Source organism: Levilactobacillus hammesii DSM 16381, assembly GCF_001434395.1.
GTDB classification, from domain to species: domain Bacteria; phylum Bacillota; class Bacilli; order Lactobacillales; family Lactobacillaceae; genus Levilactobacillus; species Levilactobacillus hammesii.
The window spans coordinates 65,627-88,232 of record NZ_AZFS01000066.1 but is presented as its reverse complement, the minus strand read 5'-3'; the positions used below and the strand labels follow the sequence as shown (position 1 = coordinate 88,232).

22 protein-coding genes are annotated in these 22,606 nt (G+C 49.3%); 19 read left to right on the top strand and 3 right to left on the bottom strand.

The window, feature by feature from the left end; all coding sequences use genetic code 11:
- The first annotated feature begins 45 nt into the window (after positions 1 to 45).
- The 3 genes from FD28_RS12545 to FD28_RS12535 all read left to right on the top strand — a co-directional run bounded on the left by FD28_RS12545 (position 46) and on the right by FD28_RS12535 (position 3,019).
- Entirely contained in the window at positions 46 to 732 is a 687-nt protein-coding gene (locus tag FD28_RS12545; RefSeq protein ID WP_020090053.1) for a response regulator transcription factor, read from the top strand.
- Positions 729 to 2,390, top strand: coding sequence for a HAMP domain-containing sensor histidine kinase (locus FD28_RS12540; protein ID WP_191982178.1), 1,662 nt, complete (start codon positions 729 to 731; stop codon positions 2,388 to 2,390). Before FD28_RS12545 ends, FD28_RS12540 begins: the two co-directional genes overlap by 4 nt.
- A gap of 224 nt (positions 2,391 to 2,614) precedes the next feature.
- Positions 2,615 to 3,019, top strand: coding sequence for a YxeA family protein (locus FD28_RS12535; protein ID WP_057735388.1), 405 nt, complete (start codon positions 2,615 to 2,617; stop codon positions 3,017 to 3,019).
- 360 nt (positions 3,020 to 3,379) lie between these two features.
- Here the strand turns inward: FD28_RS12535 and yidC are convergent, their stop codons facing one another.
- Both yidC and FD28_RS12525 read right to left on the bottom strand, forming a co-directional pair.
- Positions 3,380 to 4,315, bottom strand: coding sequence for a membrane protein insertase YidC (gene yidC, locus FD28_RS12530; protein WP_057735387.1), 936 nt, complete (start codon positions 4,313 to 4,315; stop codon positions 3,380 to 3,382).
- A gap of 110 nt (positions 4,316 to 4,425) precedes the next feature.
- Positions 4,426 to 4,701: an acylphosphatase gene (locus FD28_RS12525; RefSeq protein ID WP_057735386.1), complete on the bottom strand. Its 276-nt coding sequence runs from the start codon at positions 4,699 to 4,701 to the stop codon at positions 4,426 to 4,428.
- Between the two features lie 241 nt (positions 4,702 to 4,942).
- On the opposite strand from FD28_RS12525, the gene FD28_RS12520 reads away from it, so the two are divergent.
- From FD28_RS12520 to FD28_RS12470, 10 genes are all read left to right on the top strand, one after another.
- Positions 4,943 to 5,713 (top strand): TrmH family RNA methyltransferase, encoded by a 771-nt coding sequence (locus FD28_RS12520; RefSeq protein ID WP_057735385.1) that lies wholly within the window; start codon positions 4,943 to 4,945, stop codon positions 5,711 to 5,713.
- A gap of 127 nt (positions 5,714 to 5,840) precedes the next feature.
- A complete protein-coding gene (locus FD28_RS12515) occupies positions 5,841 to 6,338 on the top strand; it encodes an HD domain-containing protein (RefSeq protein ID WP_057735384.1) in 498 nt (165 codons plus the stop codon).
- 35 nt (positions 6,339 to 6,373) lie between these two features.
- A complete protein-coding gene (locus FD28_RS12510; protein ID WP_157059904.1) occupies positions 6,374 to 6,742 on the top strand; it encodes a winged helix-turn-helix transcriptional regulator in 369 nt (122 codons plus the stop codon).
- Positions 6,743 to 7,131: 389 nt separating this feature from the next.
- Entirely contained in the window at positions 7,132 to 8,178 is a 1,047-nt protein-coding gene (gene pheS / locus FD28_RS12505; RefSeq protein ID WP_057735383.1) for a phenylalanine--tRNA ligase subunit alpha, read from the top strand.
- A gap of 9 nt (positions 8,179 to 8,187) precedes the next feature.
- Complete coding sequence (gene pheT / locus FD28_RS12500) at positions 8,188 to 10,596, top strand: phenylalanine--tRNA ligase subunit beta (RefSeq protein WP_057735382.1); 2,409 nt, start codon at positions 8,188 to 8,190, stop codon at positions 10,594 to 10,596.
- A gap of 332 nt (positions 10,597 to 10,928) precedes the next feature.
- Entirely contained in the window at positions 10,929 to 12,062 is a 1,134-nt protein-coding gene (gene mltG / locus FD28_RS12490; RefSeq protein ID WP_057735380.1) for an endolytic transglycosylase MltG, read from the top strand.
- Between the two features lie 3 nt (positions 12,063 to 12,065).
- Positions 12,066 to 12,749, top strand: coding sequence for a uridine kinase (gene udk / locus FD28_RS12485; RefSeq protein WP_057735379.1), 684 nt, complete (start codon positions 12,066 to 12,068; stop codon positions 12,747 to 12,749).
- 106 nt (positions 12,750 to 12,855) lie between these two features.
- Positions 12,856 to 13,332: a transcription elongation factor GreA gene (greA, locus tag FD28_RS12480; protein WP_057735378.1), complete on the top strand. Its 477-nt coding sequence runs from the start codon at positions 12,856 to 12,858 to the stop codon at positions 13,330 to 13,332.
- Between the two features lie 5 nt (positions 13,333 to 13,337).
- Positions 13,338 to 13,562: a hypothetical protein gene (locus FD28_RS12475; protein WP_057735377.1), complete on the top strand. Its 225-nt coding sequence runs from the start codon at positions 13,338 to 13,340 to the stop codon at positions 13,560 to 13,562.
- A 184-nt stretch (positions 13,563 to 13,746) separates the two neighbouring features.
- Positions 13,747 to 14,061 carry a HesB/YadR/YfhF family protein gene (locus FD28_RS12470; RefSeq protein WP_057735376.1) on the top strand — a complete coding sequence of 105 codons (315 nt, stop codon included), beginning with the start codon at positions 13,747 to 13,749 and terminating at the stop codon, positions 14,059 to 14,061.
- A 217-nt stretch (positions 14,062 to 14,278) separates the two neighbouring features.
- Here the strand turns inward: FD28_RS12470 and FD28_RS12465 are convergent, their stop codons facing one another.
- On the bottom strand, positions 14,279 to 16,918 hold the full coding sequence (locus FD28_RS12465; RefSeq protein ID WP_235806907.1) for a YfhO family protein: 2,640 nt from the start codon (positions 16,916 to 16,918) through the stop codon (positions 14,279 to 14,281).
- A 156-nt stretch (positions 16,919 to 17,074) separates the two neighbouring features.
- Here FD28_RS12465 and FD28_RS12460 point away from each other — a divergent pair, with 156 nt between their 5' ends.
- From FD28_RS12460 to FD28_RS12440, 6 genes are all read left to right on the top strand, one after another.
- Complete coding sequence (locus FD28_RS12460) at positions 17,075 to 19,141, top strand: peptidoglycan D,D-transpeptidase FtsI family protein (RefSeq protein ID WP_057735374.1); 2,067 nt, start codon at positions 17,075 to 17,077, stop codon at positions 19,139 to 19,141.
- 752 nt (positions 19,142 to 19,893) lie between these two features.
- The gene (rpmG, locus tag FD28_RS13105) at positions 19,894 to 20,043 is read left to right on the top strand and encodes a 50S ribosomal protein L33 (RefSeq protein WP_081721478.1); all 150 of its coding nucleotides are present in this window, start codon (positions 19,894 to 19,896) and stop codon (positions 20,041 to 20,043) included.
- Positions 20,044 to 20,102: 59 nt separating this feature from the next.
- A complete protein-coding gene (locus FD28_RS12455; protein ID WP_057735373.1) occupies positions 20,103 to 20,654 on the top strand; it encodes a 5-formyltetrahydrofolate cyclo-ligase in 552 nt (183 codons plus the stop codon).
- A gap of 15 nt (positions 20,655 to 20,669) precedes the next feature.
- Positions 20,670 to 21,350, top strand: coding sequence for a rhomboid family intramembrane serine protease (locus FD28_RS12450; protein WP_057735372.1), 681 nt, complete (start codon positions 20,670 to 20,672; stop codon positions 21,348 to 21,350).
- A 42-nt stretch (positions 21,351 to 21,392) separates the two neighbouring features.
- Positions 21,393 to 21,623, top strand: coding sequence for a YqgQ family protein (locus FD28_RS12445; protein ID WP_057735371.1), 231 nt, complete (start codon positions 21,393 to 21,395; stop codon positions 21,621 to 21,623).
- A gap of 3 nt (positions 21,624 to 21,626) precedes the next feature.
- A complete protein-coding gene (locus FD28_RS12440; protein WP_057735370.1) occupies positions 21,627 to 22,598 on the top strand; it encodes an ROK family glucokinase in 972 nt (323 codons plus the stop codon).
- Positions 22,599 to 22,606: the final 8 nt, after the last annotated feature.

Genomic DNA, 22,606 nt, shown 5'->3' with positions numbered 1-22,606 from the left:
GTTTGGTAACGGACGCATTTAATTAGTCAGAGGAGTTAAAGCGCAATGAGTCGAATTTTAATTATTGAAGATGAAAAAAATCTCGCCCGCTTTGTCGAGCTTGAATTGAAGCACGAAGGTTATGAGACTAACGTGCAGTTCAACGGTCGTACGGGGCTGGAAGCAGCGCTGTCCCAAGACTTCGACGTTATTTTGCTGGATTTGATGTTGCCAGAACTTAACGGGATTGAAGTTGCTCGTCGTGTTCGGGAAGTGAAGAGCACGCCCATTATCATGATGACGGCGCGTGATTCCGTGATCGACCGGGTTTCCGGGTTAGACCATGGTGCTGACGACTACATCGTTAAGCCATTTGCCATTGAAGAACTGTTGGCGCGGGTGCGGGCCTTACTTCGGCGGATTCATTTGGAAGGTGAACAGAAAAACACCAAGCAAACGACCGTGAAGTTTAAGGATCTCACCATTGAAAAGGAAAACCGGATCGTTCGGCGTGGTGATGAAGTCATCAATCTCACCAAGCGTGAATATGAATTACTTCTGGCTTTAATGGAAAACATTAATGTTGTTTTGGCCAGAGATGTGCTCTTAACCAAGGTTTGGGGTTACGAATCCGAGGTTGAAACCAACGTGGTGGATGTCTACGTGCGTTACCTGCGGAATAAAATTGATGTGGCCGGCCAGAAGAGTTACATTCAGACGGTTCGGGGCACGGGGTACGTGATGCGTTCGTGAAATCCATAAATATTACGGATCGCGAGCCGGAAAATGAAGAAGAACCCAAGAAAAAGCGGGGGTTTCGTTTCTCCCTTAAATGGGAGTGGACGTTATCCACGGCTTTTGGGGTCTTAATTATCTTTGCGGCCATCGTGATTTTAATCTTTAGTAGTTTCATGACGGTGTTAATGCGCCAGGAAAAGACCCACGTTGCGGATTCCCTAAATGTCGTGGTAGAACGGTTGAGCAATCAGAGCGCGACCTTGACGGCTAGTCAGGTCGACCAGTTGTTGCGACCGCGTAACGTTTTGGCCGATGAGACCAGTGGCAGCGAACAGGGAACACCCTACAACAATGCGGTGGTTACAACCCTAGCCCGCGATAGTCAGACGGTCACGGTGTATGATACGCAGGGGAAGCCGCTCTTTTCAACGGGCGATACGACGGCCAAGTTTAGGGCTGTTGGTAAGCAACACATCGCAGTGACCACACTGCAGAATCGTAAGCATCTGGTCGGACGGATGCCCATCCATAGCAAGGAAAACGATCAGCTATTAGGCTACGTTCAGGTAACGGATAACCTGAAGGACTACCGGGCAACACAGGTCAAGCTCTTTCAGGTGGCCATTGTCCTGGGACTGATTGCCGGATTAGCAGTGGCAATTCTCAGTTACATTCTGGCCTCGTTCTTGCTGCGGCCGGTTGAAGCCATTCGGGAGACGATTCACGCCGTGCGTGATGATCCCCAGACGGACAAACGGGTGCCGGAAATTCGGCATACCGATGAACTCAGCGATCTCGGGAATCTCTTCAATGGAATGCTCGATACGACGCAGGGTTACATGGATCAGCAACAGCAATTCGTGGAAGATGTCTCCCATGAATTACGGACACCAGTGGCCATCATCCAGGGCCACATGGAGATGCTGGACCGTTGGGGGAAGGATGATCCCGAGGTACTCGATGAATCCATCAAGGCCTCTCTGCAGGAAACCAAGCGGATGAAGAGTCTGGTTCAAGAGATGCTGGATCTCCAACGAGCTGAACAGATTGAGGTGAACTATACCAATGAGGTCACCGACGTTAGTGAAGTCGTCCAACAGGTCTACGATAACTTTAAGATGATTCACCCGGACTTCGTGTTTATTCTGGATGATGACGTTCATCAACCCGTTCAGGCGCAGATCTACCGGAATCACTTGGAACAGATTTTGATTATCCTGCTCGATAACGCGGTGAAATACACGCAGACGCGTAAAGAGATTCACCTGACCTTCGAGAGTGACTCTAGAAACGTCGAGGTGGCCGTTCAAGACTTCGGTGAGGGTATTTCCCAGGAGAACCGTGACCGGGTCTTTAACCGCTTCTATCGGGTTGATAAGGCCCGCTCGCGGACCAAGGGTGGCAATGGCTTGGGATTAGCCATCGCCAAACGACTGATTGAGGCCTATCATGGCCGAATCATGATCGAAAGCGCTGTGGGTTATGGCTCGGTCTTTCGGATTTCACTCCCCATCTTGTCAGATGAAGATGCTCGGGTGTTAAATGAAAAGAAGGATCGCGCTCAGGCGGAGGCCAACGATACCGGAATTCCGGGAATCAAGTCGGCCTTGCTGGAAGATCCGTCAAATGACGCAACGACACAGTCCGATGACGATTCGACCGAAACCAAATAAATAAGGGAACACCTGAAGAAGTGCCTTTGAATGGAAATCATTCAAGGACACTTTTTTTCGTGGTAGGCCAGCAAAAAAATAGGGTAGTCGTTGTTTGGAGCATACGGAAACGGCGGTTAATCATCTTTTAATTTCTAGGTGGTTGACAGAATTGCCGGGCTCAGGTATTCTAAGATAACTAGTTAGTTACTTTAGTAGCTAACCAATATGGGGGGGCTTTTAAAATGAAATTTTTGATGAAACTGGGACTATTGTTTGGGGGACTGGCTGTTCTGATCGGGGCGGGTGCTATTATCACGCCGAATTTAACGAAGAATCATGGTTCGGAACTGGCCTTGGCAATTGATAACGTTAATCCGGCGGTAAAGACCGAGGATGTCTACGCCGATACGACGATTAAGCCCATTCGGCATTACATTGGTGGCGGTGGCGAGCACGAGTATGTTTACGAGATGCAGACTTATAATCAACACGGTGAATCACGGAAGCTGCACTTTGAGTCACAGTGGGTGTTGAAACCACACCGCTATCTGAAGATCACGACGAAGGGGCAAAATGTCGAGACCTGGAAGGCCGTTGACAAGTCTGAGGTCCCCAGTGGGGTGCGGCAAAACTTAATGATGTCCTAGCAAAAAATGGCCGTCCTGACGAGAGAACTTGTAGTCAGGACGGCCATTTTTGAGACGAATTGTAAGCAGCAAAATAGATGATTGCTACAGGCAATAAGCTGAGTGTCAATGCTCGTGTGATACATGGATTGACAGTTTTTATTGACGACCGTGGAACTAAAACTGGGACAATCTGGTGGTTCTCTGCTGATCTCTTGGTTGACACAGTGGTTTTAGTATAACCACAGGTGGAATTCTCGGCAGCCGTAGTCAGCCCAACTTAGACGCAATTAATGGCGAGAATACTGATACTGACGGCTAGTTAAGACAAAAAAATTCCCTTAACCATGATGGTCAAGGGAACGGTGACTCAGTTTTAGATTAATGATGCCGTTGTTTCCCGGCATTGCGGTTGCGATTCTTCTTATTCTGCGTCTTGGCTGCAGTTGGTTGCTCAGCAGCATTTGATGAAGCTGGCGTTGCAGGCGTGACCGGTTTAGGTGCAACTGGTTCAACGACTGGCTTAGGCCGACTTTCCATCTTTTCCTTAATCTCCCGGCGAATCTTAGGCCGGTAGAAGTTGATGATCAGCGTTTGCACACAGGCGAACAGTCCACCCACGAAGAAGTATAGTCCCAGTCCAGCAGGGGAACTCATCGTGAAGAACAAGATCATGACGGGTGATAGGAGCAACGTAATCCGCATCTGCTTCTTCTGATCCTCGGGCATGCCCAACATGGAGAGGTAGGCTTGCAACAGGTAAGATAGGAAGGACAGGATGGCCAGGATCCAGCTGGATTTCCCTAACGGAATGGTCATGAAGACGGCCCCTGAAAGCTCTGGTGAGTACCGGATAGCGGCGTACAGGGCGGCAAAGATTGGCATCTGAATCAGTAGTGGCAGACAACCAATCCCACCGGTCATACTGATCCCATTTTCCTTGTACATGGCCATCATGGCTTGGCTCGCAGCGGCTTGTTCTTCCGGCGTTTTGGCTTCCTTTTGACGCTTCTGTAAGGCAGCCATTTGTGGTCGGACCATTGAGATCTTTTCTTGTTGAACGGTGGCGCTGCGCATCTGCTTAACCATGATTGGCAGCAGAACCATCCGGACGATCACGGTCAGCACGATAATTGCCCAACCGTAGCTATTGCCGAAGATCTGAGCGAGCCAGTCCATGACGTGTTGCCCGGGAACGGCTAGGTAGTCGTAGACGAAGCCATACGGTTTACCGTTTTTAGTCTGCACACAACCACTCAAGACGAGGGCCATGGCCGCTAATGCACCAGTAACCGTGACTTTCTTGGAGATTTTCATATTAATTTTGAACCCCTTTGTATTTAAAACGTAGAGCGCGGACGCCCCCAACGACGAAAACGCCGTTAACATCAAACATATTACTTGATTTGTAAGTGATTTTCAAATGATTATCTAGTGATTATCCGAAAATTGGCAAATCGTTGCGTGCGGGCGTTGGTGACCTTAAGCTCATGGACAATGGCCCAGGGCGTCACCCCGTGCTTGATTTCATGCGCAAAGTCAGCAAGTTGCTGTTGCTCACCACTGGCGACGATGGCGACTTGTCCCGTTGGCAGATTCTGGACGGTGCCGGTGATCCCTAACTGTTGGGCCAAACGACTAGCGGACCAGCGAAAGCCCACGCCTTGAACCTGTCCCGTGACTAAAAAGTGTTGCGTTATCACAAAAGTTCCCCCTCATGCTGGAAAATTTAGATTAATCATAACGCGAAGTCCCGCGCCTGCCTAGTGATATGGTAAAATTAACCGTGCGACTTTAGCTAACGGCGCATCGTTGGAATCGGTAGATAGCGCTACCAACGGTTACAGGTGGCACATGACGCCTGTTTTTAGAACGAAAAGCTACTATATATAATGTTGTTTATGACAGCGATTATTTCGCAATCAGTAAGTGGAGGTCATCAACGTGAGAGAAAAGATAACGTCGGGTCAAAATAAACGCGTCAAGCAGTGGCGGGCCTTAACCTCTAAAAAGGGACGGAAGGCAACGCAGTCTTATTTACTGGAAGGCTGGCATTTGGTTCAGGAGGCCTTGAAGGCGCAGTTGCCACTGACAGCCATTATAGGTACGGCAGAACAGTTGGATGCCCACGCTGCAGATTTTCCAGCACGAGTGGACGTCTTTGAACTGACCGACAGTATTGCCCAAACCTTGGGGGATACGAGCACGCCGCAAGGGATCTTTGCGACGGCACCCATGCCCGACGACACGGCCGTGGATCCCGCTACAGCACAGGGAAGCTGGCTATTCCTGGATCAGGTTCAGGACCCCGGCAATATTGGGACCATGGTCCGGACAGCCGATGCAGCTGGCTTGGCCGGCGTTGTATTGGGTCAGGGGAGTGCAAGCCGGTTCTTACCCAAGGTCTTGCGGTCCATGCAGGGGAGTCAATTCCACATTCAGTTAGTTGAAGGGGATTTGCATGACTGGATTACCGCCTTTACGCAGCGGCAGTTGCCGGTCTATGGGACCAACCTGGACCCCCAAGCCAAGGATTACCGCGATGTGGCCCCGTTAGAGGCGGGAGCGATCGTGATGGGCAACGAGGGTAATGGAATGGCGCCTGACCTGCAACAGTTAACAACACGAAATCTTTACATTCCAATCAAGGGACAAGCTGAATCGCTCAACGTTGCCGTTGCCGCGGGGATTGTCATGTTCCGATTGGTAGGATGAACGTTAAGAAACGGTAAATGAAATCCATTTTCAGAACCTTTTCATTGCTTTTTGTTAAAAAGGAAGTATCATGTAGGGTAATTGAGAAAGACTAAAATCATAACTCTAAATGAAAAGGAAGCATTCTATGACCAAACTTACTTGGCGTGATGACCCCGAGTACCTCGCTTTAGTTTCTGATTTGTTGGAAAAGGAGCCAGTTCAACGCCTGGCGAATTACACCCAGCATCACCATTCAACGCGTTTGGAACACTCGATTTCGGTGTCCTATAACAGTTATTTAATTGCAAAGAAACTTGGTTTGAATACCCGGGCCACCGCACGGGGTGGTTTGTTACACGATCTATTCTATTATGATTGGCGCACGACGAAGTTCAACTTAGGTTCGCACGCGTTTATTCACCCACGGGTCGCTTTACGGAATGCTGAAAAGCTGACTGATTTGAGCCCCATGGAAAAAGACATCATCCTGAAGCATATGTGGGGGGCAACCCTGGCAACACCTAAATATCGGGAGAGTGCGATTGTTTCCTTGGTTGATGATTACGAAGCAGTTCATGAATTCTTTGGACCAACTCGTAAGCACGTCCAAGCCTTTGTTGAGAAGCTTACGCCTAACGCCTAGTTTCACTTGAACCTAGATGGGAGGCCAGAATTAAGATGCAAATGATGTCTTCAAAAACCACAGCAGATGGCACAGTCGATTTTTCGCTTTGTCCACGTTTCGAACAGACCTTCTCTTTTTTGGGGAAGAAGTGGAATGGGCTAATCATTGATGTGCTCCTTCAAGAGGGGCCCCAACGGTTCAAAGACCTTGCCCGTAAGATTCCACGGTGCAGTGATCGTGTTTTAGTTGAACGGCTAAAAGAATTGGAAGCCAATGGGGTCATTGTTCGGCGTACTTTCCCGGACAATTCGTTGATTGAATACGAACTGACCACCAAGGGTGAAGAATTTAAGGACGTCATGGCTGCGGTTCACGCGTGGTCGGATAAGTGGTATTGCCCAACTGAGACAGACCAGAAGTAGTTGACAGGCACCCTAAAGTCAGCTAGTCTATAACATGTAATAATTAAAAACGATGATAGAAAAGCAGTAGCCGGTGCAATTTGTCAGGAAGAGTTTGTCTAGACTGGAAGCAAACTTCAAATTACTGGGTGAATTCAGTTCTTGAGTTGTAATCGGGATTCGTGGCAACACGATGAATGATTCTCCGGTGAGTGACCGTTATCACTTCTGAGTGTGGTTGGTGCCTTAGTGGCGCTGACTGAATCAGGGTGGTACCGCGAAGCTTCGTCCCTAGTTAGGGGACGGGGCCTTTTTTTGTGGCTTTTTCGTCGCGAGACCAGTGGTTGGCCAGTGCGAAAGGCGCAAGGTTATCGAATAGTAGGAAAAGTAGAGAAAATGGAGGATGACGTATGTCGTTAAAGGATAAACTCAGCGAACTGCGGCAACGCGGTTTAGCAGATATTAAAAAATCTTCAGACTTAAAAGACGTTAATCAAGTGCGCGTCCAGTTATTAGGTAAAAAGGGACCAATTACCGAAGTCTTACGGGGAATGCGCGACCTGGATGCCGAAGAACGGCCCAAGGTAGGGGCATTTGCCAATGAGATTCGTGACGATCTGACGGCGGCCTTGACGCAACGGAAGGAAGAACTGGAACAGGCCGTGTTAAACGCACAACTGGCCAAGGAAACCATTGACGTGACCTTACCAGGGACCCCCGTTGCGAAGGGTGAACCCCACGTGATCCAACAAATCGTGGATCAAATCGAAGACCTCTTCTTGGGCATGGGTTACCAAGTCCTCAGTGGTCCCGAAGTGGAAGAAGACAAGTACAACTTTGAAATGATGAACTTGCCTAAGAATCACCCAGCTCGTGACATGCAAGATACCTTCTACATCACGAAGGAAATTCTGATGCGGACGCAGACGTCACCGATGCAGGCACGAACGCTGGAAAAGCATGATTTCAGCAAGGGCCCATTAAAGATGATTTCACCCGGTGTCGTTTACCGGCGTGACACCGACGACCCCACACACTCTCACCAATTCCATCAGGTTGAAGGTTTAGTGATTGACAAGCACATCACGATGGCTGACTTAAAGGGGACACTGCAAGTCTTAGCTCACGAATTGTTCGGAGACAAGTTCGATGTTCGGTTACGGCCAAGCTACTTCCCATTTACCGAACCTTCCGTTGAAGCCGATATTACCTGCTTCAACTGTGGCGGTAAGGGCTGCAAGGTCTGCAAGAACACGGGGTGGATCGAAGTTCTGGGTGCCGGTATGGTACACCCGAACGTCCTGAAGATGGCCGGTGTGGATCCAGACGTTTACGGCGGATTTGCCTTCGGGGTTGGTCCCGACCGTTTTGCCATGTTGAAGTACGGTGTCGATGACATTCGAAACTTCTACTTAAATGATGTCCGTTTCCTCACCCAATTCACAAAGAAAGGATAATCGCCAACCATGAAGATTTCATACAATTGGATTAAAGAATATTTAGATTTAAACGTAAAACCCGTTGATTTGGCGGAAAAGATCGAACGTACTTCGGTGGAAGTCGATGGCGTAACCACGCCTAGCGACGGCCTTAAGAAGATCGTGGTTGGTCACGTCCTTTCAATGGAAGCTCACCCAGACTCAGATCACTTACACATCTGCCAAGTCGATGTGGGCGAAGACGAACCCTTACAAATCGTTTGTGGAGCACCCAACGTTGCGGCTGGCCAGAATGTCATCGTGGCGCTACCAGGTTCCCGGATTGCGGACAACGTTAAAATTAAGAAGTCCAAGATGCGCGGGGTTCCTTCAGCAGGGATGATCTGTGCCTTACAAGAAATTGGTTTCAGCGAAGACGTTGTGCCTAAGAAGTATGTCGATGGCATCTACGTCCTTCCTGCAGATGCTACTCCTGGGGATGCGGTTTATGATTACTTAGGTATGAACGACAGCATGATTGACCTGGACGTAACGCCTAACCGGGGGGACATGTTGAGTCTCTTTGGAACGTTACATGACCTGGCCGCCATTTACGACCAACCAGTGAAGTTAGACCAGCCGGACGTTAAGGAAGACGGAACGGCAATTGCTGACCAATTGGCCGTGCACGTGGATGATCAACTTTCACCACAATACCGGATGCGTTTGGTTAAGAACGTTAAGTTAGCACCAAGTCCAATGTGGCTCCAAATTCGTCTATGGAATGCAGGGATGCGGCCAATCAACAACGTGGTTGATATCACGAACTACATCATGATGAAATACGGTCAGCCTTTGCATGCCTTCGACTATGACAAGTTTGCCGGCAATGATGTTTACGTACGGACGGCCAAGGCTGGCGAAAAGTTGACGACCTTGGATGAAAACGACCACGACCTTGACGAAAATGATATCGTGATCGCTGATGACAAGGCGCCAATCGCTTTAGCTGGTGTCATGGGTGGTTTGAGTACGTCTATTCAAGACGGAACGACGACAGTGGCCATTGAATCAGCCGTCTTTGAACACGACCACATTCGGAAGGCCGCCCAACGGCACAATTTGCACACAGATGCTTCCCAACGGTTCGAACGGGGTGTTAACCAAGCCGGTGTTCAAGATGCCTTAGACGCAGCGGCACAGATGATGAATGAGCTAGCCGATGGCGAGGTCCAGACGGGCACCGTTGTGGGTAGCCAAAACATCCCTGAACCAGCCGTGATTGACATTACGCTGACGCATGTTAATGCCATTTTGGGGACTGAATTGACCATGGACCAAGTTTCCCACATCCTGGAAAGCTTGGGCTTCAAGGTGGTAGTTAACGGAGATACGCTGACGGTTACGGTTGCTGTTCGCCGAAATGACATCCACATTCCAGCCGATCTCTTGGAAGAAATTGCCCGGATTTATGGGTACGATCAACTCCCTGCAACGCTGCCAACTGGGCGGATGACCATGGGAACCTTGACGGATAAGCAACGCTTGATGCGCGCTACCCGTCATTCCCTGGAAGGCTTAGGCTTGAACCAAGCCATTTCCTACGCACTGACGACTGAGGCTAAGGCCCAGATGTTTATGATGCGTGCCAGTGAACCGACGCATTTGGCTTGGCCAATGAGCGTGGATCACGCCGTTTTGCGGATGAACGTGGTTTCTGGATTGCTGGATGACATTGCGTACAACTCCGCTCGTAAGGTGAAGGACGTTGCCCTTTACGAACAAGGACGGGTCTTCTACCGCGAGGATGGAACGGATCGGCCAAGCGAAGAGGAACATATTGCGGGGGCCATCAGTGGCACCTTAATGCCCGAAGCCTGGAACCAGGCAGCCAAACCGGTCGACTTCTACCAAATGAAGGGGATCGTGGCCGCGTACTTGAAGGATATGGCGGTTAATGGCGACGTGACCTACGTGCCAAACGCCGACATGCCTGAAATGCACCCTGGTCGGACCGCTGATGTCTTAGTTCACGGTCACCGGATCGGGTTCCTGGGTCAAATTCACCCGTTAGTTGCTAAGCAATTCAAGATTGCCGCAACCTACGTTTTTGAATTGAACCTGCAGGCGATTATCGACATGCCAAAACAAAAAAATCAATACGACGTGATTTCCCGTTACCCAGCGATCACCCGTGACATTGCGATGCTCGTGGATGATGACGTTACGAACGATCAAGTTGTCGCCTTGATCGAACGCCGCGGTGGGGCCTTCTTACAATCCGTCAAGCTCTTTGACGTGTACGATGGCGTCAAGGTACCAAAGGGCAAGAAGTCCTTGGCTTACACGCTGACTTATCAAGACAAACACGAAACGCTGGTTGACGATGCCGTCACCCAAGCATTCGAAAAGGTTTCTAAGCGTCTTGAAGACGACTTAGGGGCTCAGATTCGTTAATAGAAGTTTAAAGACGCGCTTGATTTCTAAGTTAGAAATCGAACGCGTCTTTGCTAGGTTGACTGATTTAAGGTATACGTGGTGGCTGAGGGTAATTCTCGGAGGTGGCGCGCTGTTTTTTGGCCAAAACGTGCTTCGAAATGCGCTTAACCTCAAACAGTCAAACCCCAAACCCGGGCTTTTAACGTTGCTGACGTTAATGCTCAGGACCCCACCACCTTTCGGAGTACACTATAATATTACATTTTTATCAAAGTCGCGCTTTCCTATTTCCGCTCTCCGGGAATTTCTGTATAATGGAGAAGACTATGGCATAGAACGGAGGAAATAAGTTGGATAATGGCAATACGCCCACACCGTCAAGGCAGGATTCGGGCAAGAAACGGTCGTTTGGCCGACGCATCATGATTGGTGTGGCGAGTCTGCTGGTTTTGCTGGCAGTGGTTATTGGAATCTTCGGGTACCACTACTTTCAAACCGCACTCAAGCCGATGAATACGAAGGATAACAACGTGGTGCAAGTTCACGTGCCACTTGGCGCAACGTCTAATAAGATCGGACAGATCTTGCAGGACAAGAAAGTTGTGAAGAGTGGGATGGTCTTCAATTATTACGTGAAATCAAATAAGTTCACGAATTTTCAGGCGGGGTATTACCAGTTAAAACCGTCCATGACGCTTAACCAGATAGCCAAGCAGTTACAGAAGGGCGGTTCGGCTGAACCGATCCAAAGTACGGCAGGGAAACTACTGGTGCGTGAGGGTGAGACGGTTGATCAGCTAGCAGCTGAGATTCCAATTCAGACTGATTTCACCAAGGCAGAGTTCCTGAAACTGATGAAGGATCAGGCTTTCTTCGATCAACTGGCCCAAAAGTACCCACAACTTCTCGGTTCGGCGAAGACGGCCAAAAATGTCCGTTATCGTTTAGAGGGCTACCTAGCGCCTGCGACTTACCAAGCCGGTAAGAAGATGACGCTCAAGGATATCATCACGCAGATGGTGGCAAAGTCCAATCAGAACCTACAGGGTAACTATGGCACCATTAAGAAACAAAAACGCAGTGTACAAGAGGTCATGACGTTGGCGTCCCTAGTTGAACGTGAAGGGGTTACCCAAACGGACAGAGATAAGATTGCCGGGGTCTTCCTGAACCGGATCAAAGCCGGGATGGCCTTACAGTCCGATATTTCCGTGCAATATGCTTTGAAGACAACGAAGAAAACGTTGACTTACAAGGATCTTAAGGTCAAGTCGCCATATAACCTGTATGTTCATACCGGTTACGGCCCAGGGCCATTTGACAACCCAAGTGTTTCCTCAATCGATGCGGTGTTGCACCCTAAGGAACAGAAGAAGGGGTACTACTACTTCATCGCAAATACCAAGACGGGAAAGGTTTACTTCTCCCAGACTTACGCAGAGCATCAAGCAAAGACCAGTTCATTAGCAAGTGATAATAAGTAAAGGATGGCGACAGTGTTGGCAGACAAAAAGCGACCGATTATTATTGGAGTTACCGGGGGTTCCGGTAGCGGGAAGACAACGGTTAGTCGGGCAATTTTTAATCAATTGATTGGACACTCAATCATGATTTTACAGCAGGATTCGTACTACAATGACCAGTCAGAGATGACCATGGAAGAACGGGCAGCCGTCAACTATGACCATCCGTTGGCTTTTGATACGGATCTGCTGATCTCACAACTCAAGCAGCTGTTAGACCGTAAGCCGATTGAAAAGCCGGTTTACGACTACACGCTTTCAACGCGGAGTAACAAGACGATTCATCAGGAACCACGGGATGTCATTATTCTAGAAGGTATCTTAATTTTAGATGATGAACGCCTGCGGGACCTGATGGATATCAAGGTCTTCGTTGATACGGATGATGACATTCGCATCATTCGGCGAATCGAACGGGATATGAATGAACGGGGCCGGTCTTTGGAATCCATCATTCAACAATACCTGGCAACGGTTAAGCCAACTTACCATCAATTCGTGGAACCAACCAAGCGTTATGCGGACCTGATTGTACCAGAAGGTGGCGAGAACCAAGTGGCCATTGACCTCTTGGTAACCAAGATTCGGGCGATTCTTGAAGCAAGTGGTAATGAACAAGTTTTTGACAATCCAGATACAACCATATAGAATAGGACGGGTTAGCTGGTCATTCGGCTAACCTTTTCTACAAACAAAAATTTAGGTTGGCGTGCGCGTCAATATTAAAAAAATATCAATTAAAGGGGTGGCCAGTGTGGCACAAGATAAAATGTATCCAATGACTGAAGAAGGTAAGGAAAAGCTCGAAAACGAGCTGGAAGACTTAAAGATGGTGCAACGGCCTAAGGTCATTGACCGGATCAAGATTGCCCGTTCTTACGGGGATTTATCCGAAAACTCAGAATACGAGTCAGCTAAGGATGAACAAAGTATGTTGGAAACGCGGATTAGCACCGTTGAACGGATGTTGCAATACGCCCAAATCATCGATAACGATGGTACTGACAAGGATGAAATCACGGTGGGTAAGAAGGTTACTTTCAAGGAATTACCTGATGAAGAACCCGAAGAATACACCATTGTGGGGGCCGCTGAAGCCGATCCCATGTCTGGTAAGATCTCCAACGATTCACCAATTGCGAAGGGCTTACTAGGCCACCGCAAGGGTGAAGAAGTAACCTTTAACACGCCAGGTGGCGACATGTCCGTTAAGGTTTTGGATGTGGAATAGATTGAATGTCTAAAGAACTAATCCTGTGGGGTTGGTTCTTTTTTTTTGACTTGATGACGATGGTCGGACAAAACGCAGACGGGTTAGTCAACAACCGGCGAAACTGGGGCCTCTGGCAGCCGGAAGTCGTTTTTAATGGTAGCACGTGGCTGTTATCTTCTGGGGCCCGTAATGGGGTTTACAAGCCGAGTATTAGTGGGAAATTAATAAGTGGTCGTGCTGGGGGCTGATTTTGCAAAAGGGTAAGTGAATCCTAGGCAAAATGGTGGTGAATAGCGAGTCAGTTGTGTACAATTAGTTTAAACCATTATGGCAGGCTAATTGGTAGAAACTTGCCAAGGAGCGCCATTCCGTGTTATAAAGAAGGAGAACATGAAAACGGATTCATAGTCTGCCTAAGAGGAGTCTTGGATAATGAAAATTACGGTTACTGATGCAGCAAGTAAATGGTTTCGAGAAGAAATGGGAATGACCGGTCGTGGCATTCGTTTCTTTGGCAAAGTTTACGGTAAGACGCCAGTTCATGAAGGCTTTTCCCTGGGGATGACACCGGATGATCATCCGCGTGACCCTATCGTTGCGGAGACCAAGGACGATGTGACCTATTACATTACTGAAGGGGATCAGTGGTTCTTTGTCGGGTATGATTTGACAGTTGATTACGATCCCAAGACGGATGGGCCGACCTATATTTATGACGATAACGGTGAGCTTGATCAGCAAGATTAAGTATCACCGGATTTAGCCCCGTTGTTGCGGGGATCATTGCGAGTCGCTGTTTCAATAAAATAGGGCTTAGCGCGAGATCCTCGGAAAATGAAAAAATGAGATGCAAAAAAACAAGCGGTCCACCAATTTATCTGGCAGGATCGCTTGTTTTTGTTTGATGATCTGGCGGTTAAACGGTGTAACTGATGCGCATGACTGGCGAGGACCATTGCAATAATCAGTGACGTCGGTGAGTGAGCCACCAGCCACCGGTCAAGACTACTAACGTCAGCCCACTGATGAGAAAGCCGAGGTTGAGCAGAGGTGGCCAATAGGATAGGGTAACCGTATTTTTACCCTTCGGCAGCTTGACTGCGGTAAACATGCCCACTGTCTTGTCGGTTTTGGCCGCCTTACCGTTAACGGTCGCGTGCCAGCCTTGCGAGTACGGAATCGACGTGTTGAGGACCTCGCCAGCCTTCGTGGTCGTGATCTTGCCACTAAAGTCGCGGTTAGAGTGCCGCGTCAGGTGCCACGGCTGTGTCTTCAGCTGCGTGATGGCCGACTGGAACAACGCGGTGTTTAGCCGGTACAGCGTGAAGTTCTCCAGCCACAGGGAGCCCTTCTTGAGACTGATAGTCAGTTTGAGGGTCTTCCCCTTGGCGTGATCGGCGACGCTGACCAGAATAGTATTGCGGTAGGTCTTGTACTGATTGAGCGCCTTCCCATTCAACACGAAGGTGGCATTGTCTGGATTGACCGTGGAACCAAAGGTCAGGTAGTACGGATCATTGGTCGTGGGTTTCATGGTCAGCGTGATACTGCCAGGCTTCAACAAGTTCTTCTTCTGCAAGATGGCACCGGTGATCTTAGTCTGTTGATTAATGTTCGCAAAGGTCACTTGGTCGAAGTTTTCGGCCGTGTAGAGTTTGGTATCAGCAGCATTTCCGGTTAACGCGGCTAACCAGTTGGCCTGATACTGCGCCGGATCGGCCGTCTTATTCTTGAGGGAGAGCACCTGTGAACTTGCGGCATACCCTAATGGCAGCGCGTAGGGGTTCTGGTAGGTCGTTGCCCAGTGATCGCTACTAATTCTGTTGTAAGCGGCCAAGTCGGCCTTGTTGGACGTTGCAGGCAGCATGCTGGACCCGCTGAGAGCCCCCGACAGTTCCTTTTGCTGGAAGTAGTACTTCATGTTCAGCAAGGCATCGGTGACCAGAGTCCCGTTGCTGTAGGCGACAAACCCATCGCCATCGGGATTCCCCGTATTGCCATAAAAGGTGGGAACAGCCTTAGGTAAGACGGAAGAGAAAACCCCGCCACCGTTAAAGCCAGTCTGGAAAGCATCTCCCTTGGTCCGCATAAAGGTTTTACCCATCCGGTAGAAACCAGCATCCTTCTTTTGAACCTTGTTGACAAGCCGCTGCAACTCATCGGTGTAGTTACCGTACTCGCCCTGAGAGACGTAGCTGATATTGTTCAGTGAAGTAAAGGCATTGGCCGAGATTTCGGTGACCCCGATGACAAAGAATAGGAACGGATAGATCCAGTGGTGCTTGATGGGCAAGGTGGTGAGAACGAGCGCCATCACCACAAAGAACATGCCCAGCAGGACCTGATTCATTTGTAAAAACTTAAAGGACTTCAGGTTAAGTGCCACGTAAGCCGCACCGGCAACCACCACAATCGTGACCAGGGCGATGGCCAACCAGCCGGGTTCGAAGTCGGCGGTCAATGTCTGGGCCGCCAACCAAATCAGCCAGAAGCTGACGATAAAGGAGAAACGGTAGGGGTACCAGACCGGAAATTGACCCGCGTGCCAGAGCAGATCGAGCGGCTGGACGCAGAGGGACAGGGCCAAAAATACCGTGATGATTCCGGCCGTGATCCGGGTGCGCAACGCGATTTTGCGATCCCCAAAGTAGAAGAGCGCGCCCAACAGCGCAATTGCACCGATGAAAAGATTGGCCGTGCCATCGGGCATTTGGTCAAAGTTGAAGGCGCCTAAGAAGAACTTCGCCAACATCTTTGGTGGGAAAAATTCAAATTTCCATTTAAAGGTGGTGACCGTGTACTGGGCCTTACTCTGGGCCAAGGACCACCAGGTTGGAAGTAAGACGACGGCCGATAGTAGGCCCGCGGCAACCGAGGTCCAAGCAAAGCTACCGACTTGTTTCAGGAAGCCCCGGAAGTTGGTGTAGCGATCCACGGCCAAGAAGATAAAGGTCAGGATCATGAATAGGCAGATCATGTAGGCCATGTAGTAGTTGACGATTAGTGTAATGGCTAACCAGACAACGTAGGTACGCCATTTTCCCGTGTGCACCAAGAGGTACAGGCCATAGAAGACTAATGGCAACAGGTAGGCTGCGTCCAACCACATGATGTTGAGTTGGTTCGCAATCGACCAACCCATTAGGGCATAGGCCGTGGCAAAGGTGACCGCCTTAAGACCAGATTGCGTGGTGGTCTTGAGTAGCAGCCAGGCAAAGGCCAGTCCTGCCAGTCCGTACTTGATGACCGTCAGAAAGAAGACCCCCGTCGTCAAAGACGAGCCTGGGCACAGCAGTAAAATCCAATTTAGCGGGCTCAGTAGGTAATAAGCCCAAGTCCCCAGCATTTCACCACCCAGGCCATTGGCGAAGGTATAAAAGATGCTGCTTGGATCATGGAGTAACGCACGTCGCATGTAAGCAAAGAAGTCGATGTATTGCTGCCCTAAATCGACGGTTAACAGGCTACTCGACCCAAACGGTGCCATTTGACGGTAAATAAAATAGGCCGTCATGAGAATAAAGGGGGTCAAAAAAGCCCCGAGTAGGGTAAATTGGCGTGGCGAGAGGCGCCAGCGCCGGTTTCGATCTTGCAAAGAAGCCACCTCAATCTTTAGAAATTATAAAAGTTAACTTGGAGCCTGTACTTTTTGCTTTTCGATATCTAGAATAGCATAGAAACATTAAATTTCGGTAGCGGGATAGTTGTCTCAAGCGAAGTTTGGTAAAATAGTAGCTGTACAATAAGGAGCAGAGCTGTTGTGAAGAATTTTTATAATCGAGTTAGCAACCGTAATCGGCGGTCTGACGGCCCTCAGAAGTCGCAGATCCCGTTTCGGTTAAACTTCCTATTCATTATCGTTGCCCTGTTATTTGCAGCGCTGATTGGTCAGTTGGCGTATTTGCAAGTGATTTACGGGTCAAAATTTAAGGCGGAGGTCAATTCGACCGATACCACCATTGAGACGACGAATGTTCAACGGGGGATGGTTTACGATGCCACCGGTAAAGTCTTAGTGGGTAACAAGGCCCATCAGGCAATCTCGTACACCAAAGGGGTCAACGTTTTGTCGACCAGCATGTACGACATTGCCAATAAGCTTGGCAATTACTTGACGGTCTCAACGAGTAGCTTAACGCCCCGTCAGTCAATCGACTACTACTTAACCGATCCGAAACGGTTAAAGGCAGTGGAAGGCAAGCTTTCTGGAACCAAGGGATTGTCGACAACAGCACTTTACAACAAGGCCTTGAGTTATTTGGAGAATGATTCCTCCTTTAAGTTAACTCAGACCCAGAAGAACGCCGCAGCCATCTTTGCCAAGATGAGCGGTGCTTACGCGCTGTCGACGACCTACATTAAGGATTCGGGTGTTTCCAGCACAGAAATTGCGCAGATTGGTGAACATCTGTCCGAAATGCCTGGGATCCAAGTGGGAACGAGCTGGTCACGGAACTACCCGAACGGGAAATCGATGAATTCCATCATCGGGACCGTGTCGTCTGAAAAGACCGGGTTGCCAAGTGACAAGGTCAACGAGTTGCTGGCACAGGGGTATTCCCGTAATGACAGTGTGGGGCAATCCTACCTGGAACAGGAATATGAATCCGTCCTGCGAGGAACCAAGGCTGAGAAACAGGTTGAAGTTGCCGGAAACAATACGGTGACGAAGGAAGTTAAGAAGTATGGTGGTCAGAAGGGGGATAACCTGCAACTGACGATCAATTCTAAGTTCCAAAGCGAGTTACAATCGCTGGTTAAGTCCGCCGAAGCGGGTGCCGGGGGAAGTTCAACCGGGACCTATGCCGTCGTCATGAACCCGAATACGGGTGGTGTCATTGGGATGGCCGGTGTCGACCGTGATCCTTCAACGGGAAAGACGACCGACAATGCTTTGGGAACCATTAACAGTGATATTGTTATGGGGTCCGTGGTCAAAGGGGCCATGGTCTCCGGGGCTCTGATGGATGGTGTAATCACGCCAACCAACAGTACCTTGACGGATATGCCAATCACCGTTGGTGGGGTCAAGAAGTCTTCTTGGTTCAACCATGGTGGTGGCTCGAACATTGCCGTTAACGCTGCGGGCGCCCTCGAAGTTTCCTCTAACTCCTACATGATGCAGTTAGCCATGAAGGAAGCGGGCTTCAACTACTCCTCTGGTGCGGCCTTAACGATGAGCACCAAGGCGTTTGATATCGAACGGGGTTACTTTAAGCAATTCGGACTCGGTGTGAAGACCGGGATCGACTTGCCTGGTGAAAGCTCTGGTTTGGAAGGGTCAAGCTCGTTTGCCCACATTGGGAACGCTTTGGACTTGTCCTTTGGGAACTACGACGCCTACACGGTTATGCAGGTTGCCCAGTACATGTCAACGATTGCCAATGGTGGCACGCGGATCGCCCCACACGTGGTGCAATCCATTCGGGGGACGACCTCGGACGGGAAGCTGGGGGCAGTGAAGTCCTCGGTTGAGCCTAAGGTGCTGAACACGATTGACATGACCACGGCGCAAAAGAACTTGGTTAAGGAAGGTCTCTACGACGTGGTTCACGGGAGCAACACCTACAAGACTGGTGGTGCTATGTCCTCAATTACGCCGAAGATTTCTGCCAAGACTGGGACTGCCCAAACGTATTACAAGGGGAACGAAACGGTTACCTTGAGTTTGGCCTCTTTCGCACCTTCCACGCATCCACAGGTGGTTGTTGCACTAGCCATGCCTAACCTGGGTGTCAACGCCGAAAGTAACAACATGACGCTGGCCAAGAAGATTTATGCGGCTTATTGGAAGACGGTTCAATCAACCTCAACCATTAATCAATAGTCAGGAAAGCGGTACAAGTCAGTCGATTGTGGCTGATTTGTACCGCTTTTTATTTTGAATCGGGTTATCTTATTCTTGTTTAAGGGTGGTTGTTAACTACAGATTAGCTGAAATCAGTCACCTGCGGCTGTCAGGGATTCCGGCTACTGTGGGGACCGCTTGCGGCCTGGGAAGCGGTCCTTCAGCTCGGTTTGAAGCCCGGGGAAAGCACCGGTCTTCAAACACGTCCCACGCTGTAAGCCGTAAAACATCGGCTAACAGCGTTGACACAGTTGCCTACATCCCTGACCTCCTCCGGTTACACAGATGTTGAACTTTAATATGGGTTGAACCGTCGTTTAAGAGAAGTAGTCATTCCAAGTCATTGTTGGCACAATGTGTAGCCGTGAGTGAGCTAGATTTGAACTCAGCCGTGGGATAAACGCGGGGCTATCCGGTTCAAAGTGAGGCCAGAGACCGTTTCTAAGCTTCTGATCGTCCTTCTCACCGCGTTCCAGTTCAAATCTGGCGAACGGTTAAGGCAATGGGGGTTCTATATGGTCCATATCCCAGTACATCGTTTTGGTAGAAATACCCCTTAAGTGTGAATTAATAGCGTATCGAAAGCGAGGCCAGGCCTATTCATTTAGCTGTTAAGTATTTTTCCTTAACATATTTGGAATTATGACTGGTAATTCCGTCAGATTAATGGTAATATATTACGAGTTAAGGCTCATGCCTGTAATTCTGAACAAGTTGGGAGGTTACCCACAATGCGTGTACACATCACTTTAGAATGTACTGAATGTCACGAACGCAACTACTTATCCAGCAAGAACCGGCGTAATAACCCGGACCGGGTTGAATTTAAGAAGTACTGCCCGCGTGAACGGAAAGTAACTTTGCATCGCGAAACTAAGTAAGGGTACGGGCGAGAGTCCGACCCTTTTTTTATATCATCGAAGAATCAAGGGGGTAAATGATGCCAAGCAAAGCAGAGATTCGGCAACAAACGATTCATGCCCTGACAGCAATGGCGGTTCCTGACCGGCTACGAGCGTCTGACGACCTCTATCAGCAGCTTTGGACGTCAACGGCCTATCAGCAGGCCACGACGATTGCCACGACCATCAGCGGCGGTTTTGAGCTGGCAACACGGCCAATTATCGAACGCGCTCAGGCCGATGGTAAAATTGTTGCGGTTCCGCAAACGTTGCCACATCGTCAAATGGCTTTCCACGTCATGGACGAGACCACGACGTTGACACGGACGAAATTTGGTCTGATGGAGCCACAAGATAATCGGGTGGTTGATCCTACCGAGTTTGACCTGTTACTGGTGCCGGGACTGGTTTTTGCGGCTACCGGAGAACGGGTTGGCTTTGGGGGCGGTTACTATGACCGGTACCTGCCTAAGACGACGGGAATCAAGTTGGCCTTGGCATTACCAGCCCAACAGATTGCGCAGCCGACTTGGCCCGTTGATTCCTTTGACATATTATTGGACGCGGTACTAGCCGCTAATTTAAAATAGAGAGGAAGCGGCATAGTGGCGCAAGTTAAATATCGACTGAGCCGGCTCAATCAATATCCCTTCATGACGATCGGACTGATTGTGATCATGGTTCTGGTCTACGGGGCAATGACGCTTGACGGTGGGAGCACCAACGTCAACGTGCTGATTACCTTTGGGGCCAAGCTCAACGCGTTGATTCAACAGGGGGAATGGTGGCGGCTCTTCACGCCCATGTTCCTTCACATTGGGTTCACCCACATCCTGATGAACATGATTACCCTGTATTTTGTGGGCATGCAGATTGAAGCGGCCTTTGGTCATACCCGATTCCTGATACTGTTCTTGGTATCTGGTGTTGGGGGGAACGTGGCGAGCTTCTGCTTCTCGAATAGTTTATCGGCAGGAGCCAGCACGGCGATTTTCGGCCTGTTTGGTGCCTTCATGATGATGGGTGAGTCCTTCTGGCAAAATCCCGTGATTCGCCAACTCGCGCAGACCTTCTTGGCCTTCGTGGTGATGAACATTTTATTTGATTTATTCGCGCCTGGTATTGATTTGGCGGGTCATATTGGCGGTCTGGCTGCCGGCTTTTTGGTAGCGTATTCATTAGGCGTGCCGCGAATTGGTAAGGTTAACGTAATCAAACGGGTTGTGGCAACGATTGTCTTAATAGTTGGATTGGTCTGGTTGTATATGCACGGTATGGCGCAGTAGAAGCTAAAATGTCTCGTGCAATTTCACGGAGGTTGTGGCACAATGAAAACGTTATATGATGTTCAGCAGCTACTTAAAAAATTTGGTATTTATGTATACGTGGGCAAACGTCTTTGGGACATTGAAGTCATGGCATTGGAATTGGATCACCTCCGTAAAGCACGGGCGGTCGATGATAAAACCTTTGTTGCGGCCAAGGTGGTTCTGACACATGAACACCGCATTGAAGTACAACATGCAAGAGATCAACACCAATCCATTGGAGGGATTTAGAGTATGGCACGGAATTTAATTGGCATCGATTTGGGTGGGACAACGACAAAGATGGCGTTTCTCTCCACTTCTGGCGAAATTCTCGCAAAGTGGAGCATTCCCACGGATATCTCAGACGAGGGTAGCCACATCGTTCCCAACATTATCGATTCAATCAACCAGCACATTAGTAACTCAGTATTTAGCAAGGATGACTTTATTGGGATCGGAATGGGGACACCCGGTTCAGTAGATATTGAAAATGGAACGGTCATTGGTGCCTTTAACTTAAATTGGAAGAAGCGCCAACAAGTACGTGACCAGATTCAAGCCGGAATTGGCTTACAGTTCATCTTAGACAATGATGCCAACGTGGCTTCATTGGGTGAATACTGGAAGGGTGCCGGTGAAAAGGATGCTGACGTGGTCTTCGTGACCTTGGGAACTGGTGTCGGCGGTGGGGTCATCGCTGGCGGCCACTTACTTCACGGGATCAACGGCGGTGCCGGAGAATTGGGCCATGTTACCGTACAGCCTAATGGCTACCTTTGTACTTGTGGCAAGCGCGGTTGTTTGGAACAATACGCTTCCGCAACTGGGGTCGTTCACGTGGCTGCCGACATGGCAAAAGACTTCATGGGCACCTCTCGTTTGAAGGAAATGGAAGACAATCAGGAAAGCGTCACCTCCAAGATGGTCTTCTATTTAGCCGATAACGGGGATATCTTGGCTAACCAAGTGGTTGACCGAGTTACGTTCTACTTAGGCTTGGCCTTGGCTAACGTGGCCAACATCTTAAACCCAGCCAACATCATCATTGGTGGTGGGGTTTCTAACGCCGGTAACACGCTGTTACAACCAACGACACGTTACTTCCAAGAAAATGCCTTCCCAGCAGTACGGGATTCAACCAAACTGCGGTTGGCACAACTTGGCAATGACGCCGGTGTTATCGGAGCCGCTTCATTAGCATTGCGGTTCCAAAAAACAAATTAGACATTTAG